Source organism: Lentiprolixibacter aurantiacus, from assembly GCF_026241225.1.
In the GTDB taxonomy this organism is placed as follows: Bacteria; Bacteroidota; Bacteroidia; order Flavobacteriales; family Flavobacteriaceae; genus Lentiprolixibacter; species Lentiprolixibacter aurantiacus.
In genome coordinates, this window is the sequence record NZ_JAPFQP010000003.1 from 287,141 (window position 1) to 302,725 (window position 15,585).

The 15,585-nt window shown below is 45.3% G+C and carries 18 protein-coding genes; 8 read left to right on the forward strand and 10 right to left on the reverse strand.

Annotated features, from left to right (window positions below):
- Positions 1-44 precede the first annotated feature (44 nt).
- Complete coding sequence (gene rplT, locus OO016_RS10715; protein ID WP_266013537.1) at positions 45-389, forward strand: 50S ribosomal protein L20; 345 nt, start codon at positions 45-47, stop codon at positions 387-389.
- A gap of 71 nt (positions 390-460) precedes the next feature.
- Here the strand turns inward: rplT and OO016_RS10720 are convergent, their stop codons facing one another.
- Complete coding sequence (locus tag OO016_RS10720; protein WP_266013540.1) at positions 461-1,243, reverse strand: tetratricopeptide repeat protein; 783 nt, start codon at positions 1,241-1,243, stop codon at positions 461-463.
- 130 nt (positions 1,244-1,373) lie between these two features.
- The gene (locus tag OO016_RS10725) at positions 1,374-1,796 is read right to left on the reverse strand and encodes a secondary thiamine-phosphate synthase enzyme YjbQ (protein ID WP_266013543.1); all 423 of its coding nucleotides are present in this window, start codon (positions 1,794-1,796) and stop codon (positions 1,374-1,376) included.
- Between the two features lie 64 nt (positions 1,797-1,860).
- Between OO016_RS10725 and OO016_RS10730 the strand changes: the two genes are divergently transcribed.
- Entirely contained in the window at positions 1,861-2,685 is an 825-nt protein-coding gene (locus OO016_RS10730; protein WP_369413851.1) for an HAD family hydrolase, read from the forward strand.
- 2 nt (positions 2,686-2,687) lie between these two features.
- Here the strand turns inward: OO016_RS10730 and OO016_RS10735 are convergent, their stop codons facing one another.
- From OO016_RS10735 to tgt, 6 genes are all read right to left on the reverse strand, one after another.
- Entirely contained in the window at positions 2,688-3,875 is a 1,188-nt protein-coding gene (locus tag OO016_RS10735; protein ID WP_266013892.1) for an asparagine synthetase B, read from the reverse strand.
- Between the two features lie 112 nt (positions 3,876-3,987).
- The gene (gene dnaB, locus OO016_RS10740; RefSeq protein ID WP_266013546.1) at positions 3,988-5,538 is read right to left on the reverse strand and encodes a replicative DNA helicase; all 1,551 of its coding nucleotides are present in this window, start codon (positions 5,536-5,538) and stop codon (positions 3,988-3,990) included.
- A gap of 169 nt (positions 5,539-5,707) precedes the next feature.
- Positions 5,708-6,661: an acetyl-CoA carboxylase carboxyltransferase subunit alpha gene (locus OO016_RS10745; protein ID WP_266013548.1), complete on the reverse strand. Its 954-nt coding sequence runs from the start codon at positions 6,659-6,661 to the stop codon at positions 5,708-5,710.
- A 55-nt stretch (positions 6,662-6,716) separates the two neighbouring features.
- Positions 6,717-7,604, reverse strand: coding sequence for a DMT family transporter (locus OO016_RS10750; protein ID WP_266013550.1), 888 nt, complete (start codon positions 7,602-7,604; stop codon positions 6,717-6,719).
- Positions 7,591-8,670, reverse strand: coding sequence for an LptF/LptG family permease (locus tag OO016_RS10755; RefSeq protein ID WP_266013552.1), 1,080 nt, complete (start codon positions 8,668-8,670; stop codon positions 7,591-7,593). The genes OO016_RS10750 and OO016_RS10755 overlap by 14 nt, the downstream gene beginning before the upstream one ends.
- 2 nt (positions 8,671-8,672) lie before the next feature.
- Positions 8,673-9,833 (reverse strand): tRNA guanosine(34) transglycosylase Tgt, encoded by a 1,161-nt coding sequence (tgt, locus tag OO016_RS10760; protein ID WP_439649327.1) that lies wholly within the window; start codon positions 9,831-9,833, stop codon positions 8,673-8,675.
- 130 nt (positions 9,834-9,963) lie between these two features.
- On the opposite strand from tgt, the gene OO016_RS10765 reads away from it, so the two are divergent.
- The 3 genes from OO016_RS10765 to OO016_RS10775 are packed head-to-tail and all read left to right on the forward strand — an operon-like array spanning position 9,964 to position 12,433.
- A complete protein-coding gene (locus OO016_RS10765) occupies positions 9,964-10,809 on the forward strand; it encodes a transketolase (RefSeq protein WP_266013554.1) in 846 nt (281 codons plus the stop codon).
- Between the two features lie 19 nt (positions 10,810-10,828).
- Positions 10,829-11,785, forward strand: a complete 957-nt coding sequence (locus OO016_RS10770) for a transketolase family protein (protein ID WP_266013557.1) — start codon at positions 10,829-10,831, stop codon at positions 11,783-11,785.
- Between the two features lie 48 nt (positions 11,786-11,833).
- On the forward strand, positions 11,834-12,433 hold the full coding sequence (locus OO016_RS10775) for a porin family protein (protein ID WP_266013562.1): 600 nt from the start codon (positions 11,834-11,836) through the stop codon (positions 12,431-12,433).
- Positions 12,434-12,472: 39 nt separating this feature from the next.
- Here OO016_RS10775 and OO016_RS10780 read toward each other — a convergent pair whose 3' ends face one another.
- The gene (locus OO016_RS10780) at positions 12,473-13,426 is read right to left on the reverse strand and encodes an FKBP-type peptidyl-prolyl cis-trans isomerase (RefSeq protein WP_266013565.1); all 954 of its coding nucleotides are present in this window, start codon (positions 13,424-13,426) and stop codon (positions 12,473-12,475) included.
- Positions 13,427-13,503: 77 nt separating this feature from the next.
- Here OO016_RS10780 and OO016_RS10785 point away from each other — a divergent pair, with 77 nt between their 5' ends.
- Genes OO016_RS10785 through OO016_RS10795 form a run of 3 tightly spaced genes read left to right on the forward strand, consistent with a single transcriptional unit; the run spans position 13,504 to position 14,951 of the window.
- Positions 13,504-13,872, forward strand: a complete 369-nt coding sequence (locus OO016_RS10785; protein WP_266013568.1) for an RNA-binding S4 domain-containing protein — start codon at positions 13,504-13,506, stop codon at positions 13,870-13,872.
- Entirely contained in the window at positions 13,862-14,443 is a 582-nt protein-coding gene (locus OO016_RS10790) for a methyltransferase domain-containing protein (protein ID WP_266013571.1), read from the forward strand. The genes OO016_RS10785 and OO016_RS10790 overlap by 11 nt, the downstream gene beginning before the upstream one ends.
- A gap of 10 nt (positions 14,444-14,453) precedes the next feature.
- On the forward strand, positions 14,454-14,951 hold the full coding sequence (locus OO016_RS10795; protein WP_266013574.1) for a phosphoribosyltransferase family protein: 498 nt from the start codon (positions 14,454-14,456) through the stop codon (positions 14,949-14,951).
- Here the strand turns inward: OO016_RS10795 and OO016_RS10800 are convergent.
- A complete protein-coding gene (locus tag OO016_RS10800) occupies positions 14,943-15,458 on the reverse strand; it encodes a shikimate kinase (RefSeq protein WP_266013577.1) in 516 nt (171 codons plus the stop codon). The two genes, OO016_RS10795 and OO016_RS10800, sit on opposite strands and share 9 nt — an antisense overlap.
- Positions 15,459-15,585 lie beyond the last annotated feature (127 nt).

Here is a 15,585-nt window from a genome sequence, read left to right on the forward strand (position 1 = left end):
CCATAAAACGGAAATAGAACGCCTGCTACAAAAAACACAAAAAAATGCCAAGATCAGTAAATTCAGTAGCCTCTAGGGCTCGTAGAAAAAAAGTAATGAAACAGGCCAAAGGATATTTTGGCCGAAGGAAGAATGTTTGGACTGTTGCGAAAAACGCGGTGGAGAAAGCCATGTTGTACGCTTATCGCGACAGGAGGAACAAAAAACGCAGTTTCCGCGCTCTTTGGATCACCAGGATCAACGCGGGAGCAAGGATGCACGGAATGTCTTATTCCCAATTCATGGGTAAATTAAAATCCAATAATATCAGCCTGAACCGCAAAGTTCTCGCAGATCTGGCCATGAATCACCCGGATGCCTTCAAGGCAATTGTGGAAAAAGTAAAGTAAACCCATTATATCTCGCAATAAAAAATCCCGCTGATTCAGCGGGATTTTTTTATAACAGGCTTTTCCAATGTTTACTCCTCCTTAGCCTTCATTTTATCCTCAATCTCCTTTATCTTGTCTGATGCACTTCTGGAAGCCGGATAGTGCATGCGGGCCTTTTTATAGTATGCCAAGGCATTTTCCATATCACCCTCATTAAAATAGTATTCCCCCATGGAATCATAGGCATTGTAACCATCAGGGCGTAATTCCAGGTATTTATCCAGATGGGCTTTGGCCTTGGCCTTATCGCCTTCAGCGTAGTACATATATCCCAGGATATTGTGCACATGGGCATTACTCCTGTCCTTCTTAGCATTTTTTGCAGCCAGTTTCTCCAGCTCGGCAATCTGTTCCTTAACATCTTTTCGGGACAGGGCGTACCTGAAGTTCACAAAACCTCCATCATAAGCCAGTTCATACATCTTTGCCCAAATAGCACGATTCTTATCCGCTGCACCTTCATTCTGCCAGTCTAAATCGAGTGTAGAAACAAACAACTTAGACACTTCATTCTTGCCTTCTACATTTTTTTTCGCTTCGGCTATGTGGTGTTTTCGTTTATCTCCCCAGGACATATTGGCTAAAACCACATGAGGAGCAAACAAGGTAGGGTCCTGGGCAACCGCAGCATCAAAAAAGGTGTAGGCCTTTTCACGTTCTACATTCATCATGTGGTCCATACCTCTCATTACCATGGCATTGGCAATTTCGTCTTCTGATCCCCACATTATGTACTGGGATTCCGGTTTTTGAGAGAATAATGCCAGTGGTACCAGCATCAGGATCAGGGCTAATTTAAGTGTTGTTTTCATTATTGGTTAGTTTTTAGATTATTAATTGTCTTAATGTACTTAATTTCAACAAGAAATAAAACTATAATCTGCTATCTTAAATTCAACTTCAAAAAGGGCTATGGCTGACACTTGGAATAACTGCGGTAAGTTAGGTTCCCCAGGCCGTTAGAACCAGTTTTCTTCCACTTGCCTGGTCCCGGTGTTCACAGAGGTATATGCCCTGCCAGGTCCCCAGGTTCAGCCTACCATTAGTAATCGGAACCTGAACCTGCGCCCCTAATAATGCGCTCTTGATATGAGCCGGCATATCATCCGGGCCTTCATATGTATGTACATAATAGGGAGCATCCTCGGGAACCAATACGTTGAAATGGCTTTCAAAATCGTCCCTTACTGTAGGATCCGCATTCTCATTCAGGCACAAACTTGCTGAAGTATGTTTAATAAACACCTGCAGGAAACCTATTTGGATGTCTCTAATTTCAGGAATCTCAAGGCGTATTTGATCTGTGATCAAATGGAAGCCCCTGGGATAAGATCTGAGACGTACTTCACGCTGAAAGAATTTCATGGCTTACTATTAAGGGTAATATTGACAATTAGATAGCGGAAATTTAATCATAAAAAATACCTTTGTGCCTAACTTAAAGTATCAAATGGATTTATCTCGGGTAAAACTGGTAGTTACCGATATGGATGGGACCTTACTGAATAAGGATCACCAGGTGAGTCCTTATTTTTTTGAACTCTATAGCGCCCTTAAGGCCAAAGGCGTTCACTTTGCCGCTGCCAGTGGTCGGCAGCACAATAGCATAGCCGACAAACTTGCTCCTATCAAGGATGAAATCTTTATCATAGCTGAGAATGGTGGTTTTGTAACGGACAGGGGAAAGGAAATCCTGAGCACGCCTCTTCAGCCCGAAATGATAAACCAGATACTGGATGTGGTAACCCGGGTTGAGGGAGCTAAACCTGTGCTTTGCAGCAAGGACAATGCCTATGTGCTGGAAAGTCATGCAGATTTCCAGGAGAAATTGAAGGAGTACTATACCCGTTTCGAATTACTGTCAGATCTAAAAGAGTTCGACGGGGTGGTAATGAAAATTGCCGTTTTCCATTACGATGGTTCTGAAACCTACCTGTATCCCGCGGTAAGGGAATTTGAATCCGAATTAAAGGTTAAGGTTTCCGGAGAAAACTGGTTGGATCTTTCTCATCCCAATGCTCATAAAGGCTTTGCGCTTTCCCGTATACAGAAAGCATACAGGATTTCCAGGGAGGAGACTATGGTATTTGGCGACTACAACAACGATCTCGAAATGCTTGGTCAGGCTTCCTTCAGCTTTGCTATGGCTAACGCACACCCGAATATTTTGCGTGCAGCGCGCTACACCACTCTGAGTAACAATGAAATGGGTGTGGAGCGTATTCTGGAACAATTGTTAGCCCAGCTAAACTAGTCTCAGGTTTTCTGTTTCTTCTTGCGGGCTGCCGGAAACAAAACATTGTTCAGGATAAGACGATAACCTGGAGAATTGGGGTGTAGTTCGAGTTCGGTCTTGGGATCGCCCACACGATGCTGGTAGTCTTCCGGATCATGACCCCCGTAGAAAGTGAAAAAACCTTTTCCTTTTATTCCGTGAATATACCGGGCTTCCCCATTGAGCTTGTTTTCTCCCAGGATCATAACGGTAGGTTTGATCTCATTGGGATTAAAAGCCGTTGTCTGACCCATAAAACCCTTCACCAGAGCCGTATGGTTCTGGGTAAGCATGGTGGGAACGGGATCCCATTTGGCTGAAAACTCCATCAGGCTGAAATAATCGGAATCCCTTGGTACATTATCCCGTTTCCGGGTCATGTCTATGGAAGAAAACTCATAGCGGAGCGGACTCCGTTCGAGCGTAAAATTGGTAAAGGCAAAGGTCTTGCTAAAATCAAGGTTGTTCTGGTAGTTGGCGTCCGAAGGGTCCCCATCAAACATGGGTTCGCAGATATCCACGCCCTCGGCGGCAAGTGCAATATCAAAACTATCTGTAGCCGAGCACATTGCGAACATAAATCCACCTCCGATCACATAGTTCCGAATCTTCATGGCAACGGCAAGTTTTTCTTCGGAAACCTTGCTATACCCCAGGCGGGCCGCCAGTTCTTCCGCGTTCTTCTTCCCCTCTATATACCAGGGAGTAGCCCGGTAGGCACTATAGAATTTTCCATACTGTCCGGTGAAATCCTCGTGATGCAGGTGCAGCCAGTCGTACAAAGCCAGTTTGTTATCCAGAACCTCTTCATCGTACAAGGTAATATAAGGGATCTCGGCATAGGTAAGGACCATAGTCACCGCATCGTCCCAGGGCTGATTGCCCTTCGGGGAATAAACCGCAATCTTAGGTGCCTTTTCCAGGATAACAGCATCCTGATTCTGGGAAGGACTGTTAATGGCATCCAGAATCCCCTGGGCCTGACCATCAGAAAGCACTTCAAAGGAAACCCCACGAATCTGGCACTCCTTACGTATCCGTTCGCCGTCCGGGAGCAAAAATGAACCACCCCTGTAATTGAGCAACCACTGAACCTTTTGTTGCTGGCTCAATACCCAGTAGGTAATACCGTATGCCTTCAGGTGGTTTTCCTGACTCTCGGCATCCATGGGGATAAGGATGACTGAAGCCCCGGCATTTATTGTGAAACAGAATACCAGTACCCACAAGTTCTTTTTAAATAAACAGGAAATGGTCCTAAGGAAGTTTGTTCCTAAGGATTTAGAAGGGGACGTCATTATCATCCGGATCCAGGTCATCATCATTCATCGCGCTTCCAAAAGCTTCGTCTGCAGATGGGAAACTTTTTGCTACAAACGGGTTTTCCCCATCTGCATTCATCTTGGATTGGAATTCAAATGGAGAATCAAAGTCATCCAAGTTATCAAATTTACCCAGTTGGCCAATGAATTTTAACCGAATATTATCCAAACCTCCATTACGATGCTTGGCTACTATGAATTCTGCCTGTCCCTGTGTAGGGGTTCGTTCTTCATCGTCCCACTCATCTATCTTATAATATTCCGGGCGGTAGATGAAAGATACGATATCGGCATCCTGCTCTATAGCTCCGGATTCACGGAGGTCTGATAAAATAGGCCTTTTACTTCCTCCCCGGGTTTCCACGGCACGTGAAAGCTGGGACAGTGCTATTACCGGCACATCCAGTTCCTTGGCCAATGCCTTGAGGTTTCGGGAAATCGTAGAAATCTCCTGTTCCCTGTTACCTCCTTTCTGACTGCCCCCTGCAGTCATCAATTGCAAATAATCCAGGATGATCAGTCTAATCTTATGCTGGGATACCAGTCGCCTCGCCTTAGCCCTGAGGTCAAAAATTGAAAGCGATGGGGTGTCATCTATAAATAAAGGGGCTTTTTCCAGGGCCTTTACCTTGACATTAAGCTGTTCCCACTCGTGTTTTTCCAACCTGCCGGTTCTCAATTTCTCCGAGGACAGGCCTGTCTCTGATGAAATAAGCCTGGTGATCAACTGGACGGAAGACATCTCCAGGGAAAAGAATGCCACCGGGATATTGGAATTAACCGCCATATTCCGGGCCATAGAAAGGGTTAGGGCTGTTTTACCCATACCCGGCCTTGCTGCTATGATGATCAGGTCACTTGGCTGCCATCCCGAAGTGAGCCGGTCTACCTTGTCGAATCCTGAAGGAATACCGCTTAAACCCTCTTTGTTAGAAATCTCCTCAATCTTCCTTTTGGCCATAATGACCAGATTCTGAGCGGTTTCAGCCGACCTCTTTAGGTTACCCTGGGTTACCTCGTATAATTTCGCCTCGGCATTGTCCAGCAGATCAAAAACATCTGTCGCCTCATCATAGGCGGTTTCAATAATCTCGTTGGAAATCTTGATCAGGCTGCGCTGGATGTATTTTTGAAGAATAATCCTGGCATGGAACTCAATGTGGGCTGAAGAAGCTACTTTCTGGGTTAATTTGATCAGGTAAAAATCACCTCCAACCTGATCCAGGCGCCCAGACTTCTTTAACTGGGCAGAAACGGTTAATAAATCAACCGGTTCACTGCTTTCAAATAGCGTGAAGATCGCTTCGTAAATATAGCGATGGGCATCTTTGTAAAAAACATCCGGGTGCAGAATGTCAATTACCTCATCCACACCTTTTTTGTCAATCATCATAGCCCCAAGCACAACCTCCTCTAAATCAACAGCTTGAGGTGGTATTTTTCCCTTCTCCAGGGAAATGACTGAAGTTTTGCCAACTTTATGGCCAAGTATAGGGCTTGCTTTATCCATCTTTGCGAAAGTAGGGATTTAACCTATAGTTAACTTTAAATCCCAGTTAGTGATATTCACCGGTAGTTAACAATAACGGTGTTAATAAGTTACAAAAATATGTTTATAACCGAAAAAAAGCTGCCGGGCTCTTATCCGGAATTTTGAGGATGTCTGATAAACAGATTACTTAGCCGTTGAATACGCCCATCTGAGAGTACTTATCCATTCGGGATTGGATCAGCTCCTCTGGTGATAACTTTTTCAGTTCACCGTAGCGCTTGACGATCTTATTTTTCACAATGTCAAAAGCCTTTTCCCTATTGCGGTGAGCACCGCCCACAGGTTCTTTTACTATCTCGTCAATTAGCTTAAGTCGCTTCATATCCGTGGCCGTCAATTTTAGTGCGGCCGCAGCCTGTTCTTTATATTCCCAGCTCCTCCAGAGAATTGAAGAGCAGGATTCAGGGGAGATCACTGAGTACCAGGTATTTTCAAGCATAAGCACGGAATCTCCAACGCCAATTCCAAGAGCTCCACCAGAAGCACCCTCACCAATTATCACCACAATTATAGGTACTTTGAGGCGTGTCATTTCAAGGATATTCCTTGCAATGGCTTCTCCCTGTCCCCTTTCTTCGGCCTCAATGCCGGGGTAAGCACCGGGGGTATCTATAAAGGAAACCACAGGGATCCCAAATTTTTCCGCAGATTTCATCAGCCTTAGTGCTTTGCGGTATCCTTCCGGATTGGCCATACCAAAATTGCGGTATTGCCGGGTTTTGGTATTATATCCTTTTTGCTGACCAATGAACATAAAGCTCTGGTCTCCAATCTTGCCCAATCCGCCAATCATCGCCTTGTCATCCCGAACCGTACGGTCTCCGTGTAATTCCAAAAAGGTATCCCCGCAAATGGCCCTGATATAATCCAACGTATAAGGCCTGTTAGGGTGCCTGGAAAGCTGAACCCGCTGCCAGGCGGTAAGGTTTTTGTAAATATTCTTCCTGGTTTCATCCAGTTTTTTCTCAATCTGACGGCAGGTTTCGGTTACATCAACCTCACTCTCTTCGCCAATGATCTGGCATTTTTCTAACTGTTCTTCCAGTTCCTTTATGGGTAGTTCAAATTCCAGGTATTCCATGGGTATTTTTTCAATTAGTCAGTCTAGCAAGCAAATATAAATATAAATACAAACCCTAGGGAGCTTCTTTTGCCCCTTTGTTCTTCAGGATACCATTTGCCACGACTGTGATAAGTATCACCAGAGCTCCGAGGTAAAAGTAAACATTCATCTTTTCGCTTTCCCCGAATATGAAATATGCCATCAGGATCCCATAAACAGGCTCCATATTAATGGTTAACATCACCGTGTAAGGGCTTACAAAACGCATAATTTTAACCGCTGCAATAAAGGCAAAAGCCGTACATATGGAAGCGAGGATGAGCAGGTATATCCAGTCAGTCCCGCTCAGTGCGAAGAATTCCGCGTTAAACGCTCCCTGAAACCCAAGTAATAAAGTAATAAACAACCCACCGCTGCTTAGTTCGTAAAAGGAGATGGTAGCCGGTTTATGCTTCTTGATCAACTGCCCGTTGATCAATGTAAAAACAGCCCCTAACAAGGCAGATACCAGCGCAAGCAAAATACCAAAACCGTATTCTGAATTTACATTGTATATCATGTATAGCCCTAGAATTACAAGGATTCCGAAAAGAAGTTCGTATAAGATGAATTTACGGCCATACCAGATGGGTTCTAGAAAGGCAGTAAACAGAGCACCCGTGGACATGGTCGCCAGTGCTATGGAAACATTGGAAACCTTGATTGCCATGAAAAAGGTTACCCAGTGCAGTGCTATCGTCATTCCCGCTATGATGAGAATCAGGAAGGTTTTCGTACTCACCCTGAGGCTGAAGCCTTTAAATCGTATATAGGCGTAAATAATCAACGAGGCCAGCCCCATTCGATACCAGACCAGCGGCAGGGCATCAATGGAAATGAGCTTTCCCAGGATTGCCGTAAACCCCCAGATAAAAACAATGGAGTGGAGCAGCAAATAACTCCTGAGGTTATCTTTTGGCATTTTGCAGGAGATAAATACCCAGGACACCAAATGCAAGATTGGGGATTATTATTGCCAGCAGGGGAGAAAATCCCGATTGTTCCGCAAGGGTCCCGAAAACTTTGTCGAAGAAGATATAAATAAAGGCCACGCCAATCCCGAAAGCCAGATTAACGCCCATCCCGCCCCGGCGCTTCACTGAGGAGACCGCTACTCCTATTATCGTCAGGATAAACGCCGCAACCGGCAGGGCCCAGCGTTTGTATTTCACCATGATATAGGAATTAATATTGGAAGCTCCTTTACGCCTCTGTGCGGCGATAAAGGTATTGAGCTCAAACAGGTTTTTGGTCTCAGCGATATAAGACACCGGTGTCAGGTCTTCTATCTTAAAGGTAAAAAGGGTATCCAGACGCCTTTTGGTTTCCAGCACTTCATTTTCACCGCGCAAGTCTCTCTTGTTGTAATTGGTTAGCCGGTAAACGCTGTCCTTGTCAACCCAACGAATGTTCGCTGCGGAGATCTTATAATCCAGTTCCTGGTCTTCGTTGAAACGTTCAAAAGTGAAATTATAGCCAATTTTCCGTGCCGGGTCAAAACTGCTTACATAGATAAAATCATTCTCGTTCAGCTGATTGAATATATTGCTGGTAACCCTGTCCTGCTTGCCCTTTTTGAGGTACTTGAATTTAAATTCATTAAATCCCTTGCTTGCATTTGGCACAATGAACATACCCATAAAGAACATGATGATAGCAATGATGGTGGCCCCTATCCAGTAAGGACGGAGAAAACGGCCATAGGACACACCGGAACTGAGAATAGCGACTATTTCCGTATTGCTGGCGAGCTTTGAGGTAAAAAAGATAATGGATAAAAACAGGAATATGGGAAACAGGAGGTGTCCAATATAGATGGTGAAATTGAGATAGTATATCAGTATTTCGTTCAGCGGGGCCTCATTGTCGATCATTTTCCCAATCTGCTCAGCCAGGTTGAGCATGATCCCAATAGGAATGAACAGCAACAACATCATACCGAAGGTTGCCAGATAACGTTTTAGTATGTACCTATCGAGTATGGTCACAATTACAAACGTTTATCCATGTTCTTAACCATTTTGGACTTCCATGCTGCGAAATCTCCCTGAATAATCCGTTCACGCGCTTCTCTCACAAGCCAAAGATAAAAACCCAGATTGTGAATTGTAGCGATCTGTTTGCCAAGATATTCATTAGCAGCGAACAAGTGGCGGAGATAGGCCTTGCTGTATTCCCGGTCCACAAAGGTAGTCCCCTGTGGGTCAATGGGGGAAAAATCTGCCTCCCATTTCTTGTTTTTGATATTAATCGTACCCTCCGCAGTGAACAACATGCCATTCCTCGCATTACGGGTAGGCATCACACAATCGAACATGTCAATCCCCAGGGCAATATTTTCAAGGATGTTGATTGGGGTACCCACACCCATCAGATAGCGGGGTTTGTCTTCCGGCAGAACATCACAAACCGCTTCGCTCATGGCATACATCTCTTCGGCCGGTTCGCCTACCGATAGGCCTCCGATGGCATTCCCGGGGGCACCGGCTTCGGCTATATATTCGGCCGACTGTATCCTCAGGTCTTTGTAAACTGAACCCTGAACAATAGGAAAGAAGGCTTGCTCGTAACCATATTCAAAGGGAAGTTTCTCCAAATGGGCCATGCACCGGTCCAGCCAGCGATGGGTAAGCTTCATAGAGCGTTTGGCATATTCGTAATCGCAGGGATAGGGCGTGCATTCATCAAAGGCCATGATGATGTCTGCACCTATAGTACGTTGTATCTCCATAACATTTTCGGGGGTGAACATATGGAGGGAACCGTCTATATGCGATTTGAATTTCACCCCTTCCTCCCTGATCTTCCTGTTGGCCGACAGGGAATAGACCTGATAACCCCCACTGTCTGTAAGGATATTGCGGTCCCATCCCATAAATTTATGCAAACCCCCGGCAGCCTTTAGCACTTCAAGTTTGGGCCGCAAGTACAGGTGATAGGTATTTCCCAGGATGATATCCGGATCTATTTCCTCGCGCAATTCCTTTTGATGTACACCTTTAACTGAGGCCACCGTGCCTACCGGCATAAAAATCGGGGTCTTTATCTCCCCATGATCCGTGGTGATAATCCCTGCCCTGGCCTTACTCCTCAGGTCCTTATGTTGTAATGAAAATTCCAATTCGAAATTTGAATGAACAAAGATAGTCATCCTGCCCAAAGCTTTTCCTTAAGGTTTCAATAAAGTTTGAACCCCCTTTTCCGTTAATAAATACTAATAACTCCTGTTGTAGAAGCCAACCTAAGGACTTACTTTTGGCGACAATAAAAATCGCATCAGCATGCCGGAAAAACACCCTTTGCAGGACCTGGTAACCCAGACCAGGCGGGATATTGTCAGGATGGTTCACAAGGTGAATTCTGGTCACCCGGGGGGCTCCCTGGGTTGTACCGAATTTTTCATAGCCCTCTACCATGAGATCCTGGAAATAAAAACAAATTTTGATATGGATGGGATAGGCGAAGACTTGTTTTTCCTGTCCAATGGACATATCTCTCCCGTGTATTACAGTACCCTGGCACGAAGGGGTTATTTCCCGGTGGACGAACTCAACACCTTCAGGCTGATCAACTCCAGGTTGCAGGGGCACCCAACTACTCACGAAGGCTTACCCGGTGTAAGGATTGCCTCGGGCTCACTGGGACAGGGGATGTCTGTAGCCATTGGTGCTGCCCTGGCGAAAAGACTGAACAAGGACCCTCACCTCGTCTACAGCCTTCATGGAGATGGAGAACTGCAGGAAGGGCAGAACTGGGAAGCCATTATGTTCGCTGCAGCCAAAAAAGTAGACAACCTTATCGCTACTGTAGACTTGAACGGACAGCAGATAGACGGTCCTACCGAGGAGGTGATGTCCCTTGGCAATGTCAGGGCCAAATTTGAAGCATTTGGATGGGATGTGCAGGAGATCAAAGAAGGCAATAATCTTGAAGCCATCCTTGAAGGAATGCGGAAAGCGAAACAGCATACCGGAAAAGGAAAACCTGTCTGTGTCTTGCTGGAAACGGTTATGGGTAATGGCGTGGATTTCATGATGCATACGCACGCATGGCACGGGAAAGCCCCTAACGATGAACAACTGGAAATTGCTCTGGCACAAAATCCGGAAACTATAGGGGACTACTAATTTTAGGAATTCAGCATTGATGAAAAAATATACAGATCAGGGGAAAAAAGATACGCGAAGTGGCTTTGGGGCCGGACTTACAGAACTGGGCAGAAAAAATAATAAAGTGGTTGCCCTATGCGCTGACCTAATAGGGTCTTTGAAGATGGATACCTTTATGGCGGAGAATCCAGACCGTTTCTTTCAGGTGGGTATTGCCGAGGCTAATATGATGGGTATCGCCGCAGGGCTTACCATTGGCGGATATATTCCCTTTACCGGAACCTTCGCCAACTTTTCTACCGGAAGGGTATACGACCAGATAAGGCAATCCATTGCCTATTCTCACAAGAATGTAAAGATCTGTGCTTCCCACGCCGGGCTGACTCTCGGTGAGGACGGGGCAACACACCAGATCCTCGAAGATATAGGCCTTATGAAGATGCTCCCCGGAATGACGGTAATCAACACTTGCGATTTCAACCAAACCAAGGCGGCCACTCTTGCCATAGCAGAACATCACGGTCCCGTTTACCTCAGATTTGGGAGGCCCAAAGTACCTAATTTCACTCCGGAAAATCAATCCTTCGAAATTGGCAAAGCTTTAGTGCTTCAGGAGGGGACAGATGTTACCATCGCGGCTACAGGCCACCTCGTCTGGGAGGCACTTGTTGCAGCCGAAAACCTGAATAATCAGGGAATCAGTGCCGAAGTACTGAATATCCATACCATTAAACCCCTGGATGAAGAAACGTTGTTGCAATCTGTAGCAAAAACAGGCTGCATTGTATCAGCTGAGGAGCACAATTATCTGGGCGGTCTGGGAGAAAGTATTTCACGCACCCTTTCCAGGCATAATCCTACTCCACAGGAATTTATAGCCACTCAGGACACTTTCGGTGAAAGTGGTACACCTGCACAACTTATGGAAAAATACGGGCTGAACAATAAAGCCATAGAAGAGGCCGTTCTACAGGTGTTGAAACGAAAGGCTTAATAAGCGGCATCTTTTTTGATGCCCTTTAGCCAATTAAACGAACATCTTATGAAAAAAACACTTCTTTTAGTGGCCCTGGTTGGTATGACCACGGCTGCCCTGGGGCAAAGAGGTCCCGGATTCGGTATCAAAGCTGGTTTAAACTACAATTCCAATGGCGACTATATTGAAGCCACGCAAACCGCTGCAGAAAACCCTGACCGCAATGTAGGCTATCATATTGGTGTCTACGGGAAATTGGGGAACCAGGTTTACCTGAGGCCGGAGATCATATACACCAAAACCAAGTCTGATTACAGTGGGAATGATTTTGACATGAGCAAACTCGATATCCCTGTACTGGTTGGGACAAAGGTTATTGGACCTCTGCACGTTTTTGGCGGACCTGCCTTTCAGTATATCCTGGATACGGAATTTGATGGCATATCCATAGATGATATCGAAAACGATTTCTCGGTAGGCCTGCATTTTGGTGTGGGAGTGAATCTTGGCGGCATTGGGCTGGATTTGAGATATGAACGCGGATTTAGTGAAAATGAAGCGCGATTTATAAACCGAAACATCACATCGGTTGAAGATAGACTGGACACCCGTCCGGACCAGTTAATCCTGAGCTTGTCTATCAATCTGAATAAGAAAAAAACGTAATAAAAAGAAATCCCCTGCTACTACAGCAGGGGACTTTTTTTAGGGATTATCCCGATCGAGGTAATCCGGAATACCATCCCCATCCCCATCAGGGAAAGTGAGATTACCAAATTCGTCTATAATTATTTCATCCCTTGTTGGCGTTCCGTCCTGATCATCATCGCTATCCACATGGTTAGCCAGTTCTAGCAATCGAAAGTTGCGCTCCTGCTCTACGTCTGTATTGTCATTGGTAACATCTCCATCGCCATCCAGGTCTTCCAGAATAGAAGGAATACCATCGTTGTCGTAGTCTGTGTTCTCCACATACAAGCCCACTTCAATTTTGAAAATCAAAGGGGAGTAACTGGGTATACCATTAATAATCGTATTGAAATATCCCAGTCCGGAAGGAATGAACATAACTCCCACCCCAGCATTGGAAATAGCCGTTGTGCCGTCAGGATTCACAATAATATCATCCCCGGTCTTAAATTTGGACACCCCTTCACGATATCCCCTAAGGGTAAAAGGGAGGTATTGCCAGACATGGGTTGAAGTTGCATCGAAAACAGAACCGTTCAGCAGACTGCCTTCATACTTCAGAAAAGTTGAGTCTGCCCTTGTAGGAGTACCGCCAACCCCTTCCCTCGCAGATAAGTAGTACATGGTGTGATCTACCGTTTCACCAGCATCAAGACCAAAATCTTCAGATTCTATGGTAACGGTAACAGATTTCAATTCAGGCCTGTCTATCAGGGCAATCTTGTCGGTATTTTCGCCGGCTATGGTATCCAGGACAATGCGATAATCAAAGTCTGCTGGTGGATTCTCAAAATCCTCATAATTGTAAAAATGCGTGGAAAGATACTCCTGGAGCGCTGCCGCATCCTCTGTAGCCACCTCGCTTAACAATCTCGGGGGAGCCACGCTGAAATTTCCGTCATCATCATTGTTACAAGAAAAAAGTACGGCCACTAAGGCCACTGTAAAAAATGCTCTCAATACCTGCATTACACTGCTTTTGGGTGCCGCAAGATACAATTTTCCCCTATTTTTGCTGAAGTCCTTAACAAACATTTTGCCTGGACATGCGAATAGACAAGTTCTTATGGTGCACACGGTATTTCAAAACGCGCAGCATAGCTACCACGGCGTGCCAGAAGGGCCAGGTTAGAATAAACGAACAGGTGGTTAAACCTTCACGAGAAGTCTACCCTTCAGACAAAATCATTGTCCGAAAGAACCAGATCGATTATCAGCTTGAAGTTTTAGGCATTCCTGATAGTCGTGTCGGCGCAAAGCTGGTAAACCTGTATCGCAAGGACACCACTCCTGAAGAAGCCCTTAAACACAATGAACTGCTTCAGCACGCTAAGGACCACTATCGGAAAAAAGGCACGGGGCGACCAACGAAGAAAGACCGTCGGGATATTGAAGACTACCTGGATGAAACTTGATAAAAACTACTGGGAAGAACGCTATCTGGAAAACAAACTGGGATGGGATATCGGATATGTTTCTACCCCTATCAAAACCTATGTAGACCAGTTGGATGACACTTCCCTTAAAATACTCATCCCTGGTGCAGGAAGGGGCTATGAAGCCCGTTATTTACATGAAAATGGCTTCAAAGAGACATATGTGGTGGACATTGCTTCACAACCGCTCCGGCATATTGGTGAAGTATGTCCGGATTTTCCACCGGAGCATTTGCTGGAGAATGATTATTTCAAGATAGAAGAAAAGGAGTTCGACCTTATTCTTGAGCAAACCTTTTTTTGCGCACTGGCCCCCCGGCTTAGGCCCCAATACGTAAAAAAAATGTATGAGCTGCTTAAACCGGGAGGAATCCTGGTCGGACTGCTTTTTGATTTTCCCCTGTCCGATTCGGGTCCGCCATTCGGTGGCAGTGCTGAGGAGTACCATGAGCTGTTCCGGGATAGTTTTACAATTCAAAAACTGGAGCGGGCCCATAATTCTATTCCGCCTAGACAAGGTAAAGAACTCTTTTTTATCTTTGAGAAATAAAGCAGCTATCATGGCCAACCGCATTTTGTCGCACCAGCAGATTCAACATAAGATCAGGCGTATCGCATACCAGATATACGAGACCAATGTGGATGAAGACAAAATTATCCTGGCAGGCATCGTTGGCGGAGGATTGGAATTTGCCAAAAAGATCCAAAGGGTACTTCGAAAGATCACGGATGCAGAGATTGTGCTCTGCAAAGTCCAGATGGATAAAAAAAATCCACTGGGAAGTGGGGTAAAAACCTCTCTTGCCGAAGCTGATTATACCAATCAATCAGTTGTTCTGGTGGATGATGTATTGAATTCAGGAACCACCCTGATCTACGGAGTGCACCATTTCCTGCAAACCCCACTGAAAAAATTGAAGACTGCCGTGCTGGTAAACCGCAACCACAAAAAATATCCGGTCAAAGCAGATTTCAAAGGGATATCCCTCTCTACCTCCCTGCAAGAACACGTGGAGGTTACCTTTGAAAGCAAAAATGACGGGGTATATTTAGATTAGTATCCCGGTAATTTCCTTGGCAATTTCCTGAACCGATTTGTTATCACTTTTAATGATATGAGGCGCCTGCATGTAGAAAGGCTGGCGTTCAAAAAGGTGTTTCCCAATGAATTCAGGAAGCTCTTCATCAGGCAGGTGACTGATTAAGGGGCGGTCTTCCTTTTCACTACTAAGCCTTTCTACCAAAGCAGGTATCCCTATTTTGAGGTAGAAAACCTGGGTGGTGGCCTGCAAAATAAGCGTCATATTCCCACTGTAGCAAGGTGTCCCTCCCCCAAGGGCCAGAACAAAAGGACCATCAGATTCCAGTATCGCTTTCAGCACCTGATGCTCCATTTTCCTGAAATAGATCTCTCCTTTTTCTTTGAAAATTTCAGGGATGCTTTGCCCGGCCTCTGATTCAATAAGGGTATCCAGGTCCATGGCCTGGAGATTGAGTTTCTCCCCCAAAAGCCTGGCTACGGTTGATTTGCCGCTCCCCATATATCCCAGAAGGACAATTTTCATTCGTTGGATTTTGGCAAAAATGAATCAAAAAGGAGGGAAATCAAAGAAAAGCCGAATTTATGTTTTAATTAGGATTGAAAAATAAATTATAGATATTATATTTGCACCCTCCAAGCGCGAGCGCGGA

Excerpts from the sequence above, each read along its gene's own strand:
- rplT (WP_266013537.1), top strand. The coding sequence starts at position 45 with ATGCCAAGATCAGTAAATTCAGTAGCCTCTAGGGCTCGTAGAAAAAAA.
- OO016_RS10720 (WP_266013540.1), bottom strand. The coding sequence starts at position 1,243 with ATGAAAACAACACTTAAATTAGCCCTGATCCTGATGCTGGTACCACTG.
- OO016_RS10725 (WP_266013543.1), bottom strand. The coding sequence starts at position 1,796 with ATGAAATTCTTTCAGCGTGAAGTACGTCTCAGATCTTATCCCAGGGGC.
- OO016_RS10735 (WP_266013892.1), bottom strand. The coding sequence starts at position 3,875 with ATGGATGCCGAGAGTCAGGAAAACCACCTGAAGGCATACGGTATTACC.
- dnaB (WP_266013546.1), bottom strand. The coding sequence starts at position 5,538 with ATGGATAAAGCAAGCCCTATACTTGGCCATAAAGTTGGCAAAACTTCA.
- OO016_RS10745 (WP_266013548.1), bottom strand. The coding sequence starts at position 6,661 with ATGGAATACCTGGAATTTGAACTACCCATAAAGGAACTGGAAGAACAG.
- OO016_RS10750 (WP_266013550.1), bottom strand. The coding sequence starts at position 7,604 with ATGCCAAAAGATAACCTCAGGAGTTATTTGCTGCTCCACTCCATTGTT.
- tgt (WP_439649327.1), bottom strand. The coding sequence starts at position 9,833 with ATGACTATCTTTGTTCATTCAAATTTCGAATTGGAATTTTCATTACAA.
- OO016_RS10765 (WP_266013554.1), top strand. The coding sequence starts at position 9,964 with ATGCCGGAAAAACACCCTTTGCAGGACCTGGTAACCCAGACCAGGCGG.
- OO016_RS10770 (WP_266013557.1), top strand. The coding sequence starts at position 10,829 with ATGAAAAAATATACAGATCAGGGGAAAAAAGATACGCGAAGTGGCTTT.
- OO016_RS10775 (WP_266013562.1), top strand. The coding sequence starts at position 11,834 with ATGAAAAAAACACTTCTTTTAGTGGCCCTGGTTGGTATGACCACGGCT.
- OO016_RS10780 (WP_266013565.1), bottom strand. The coding sequence starts at position 13,426 with ATGCAGGTATTGAGAGCATTTTTTACAGTGGCCTTAGTGGCCGTACTT.
- OO016_RS10785 (WP_266013568.1), top strand. The coding sequence starts at position 13,504 with ATGCGAATAGACAAGTTCTTATGGTGCACACGGTATTTCAAAACGCGC.
- OO016_RS10790 (WP_266013571.1), top strand. The coding sequence starts at position 13,862 with ATGAAACTTGATAAAAACTACTGGGAAGAACGCTATCTGGAAAACAAA.
- OO016_RS10795 (WP_266013574.1), top strand. The coding sequence starts at position 14,454 with ATGGCCAACCGCATTTTGTCGCACCAGCAGATTCAACATAAGATCAGG.
- OO016_RS10800 (WP_266013577.1), bottom strand. The coding sequence starts at position 15,458 with ATGAAAATTGTCCTTCTGGGATATATGGGGAGCGGCAAATCAACCGTA.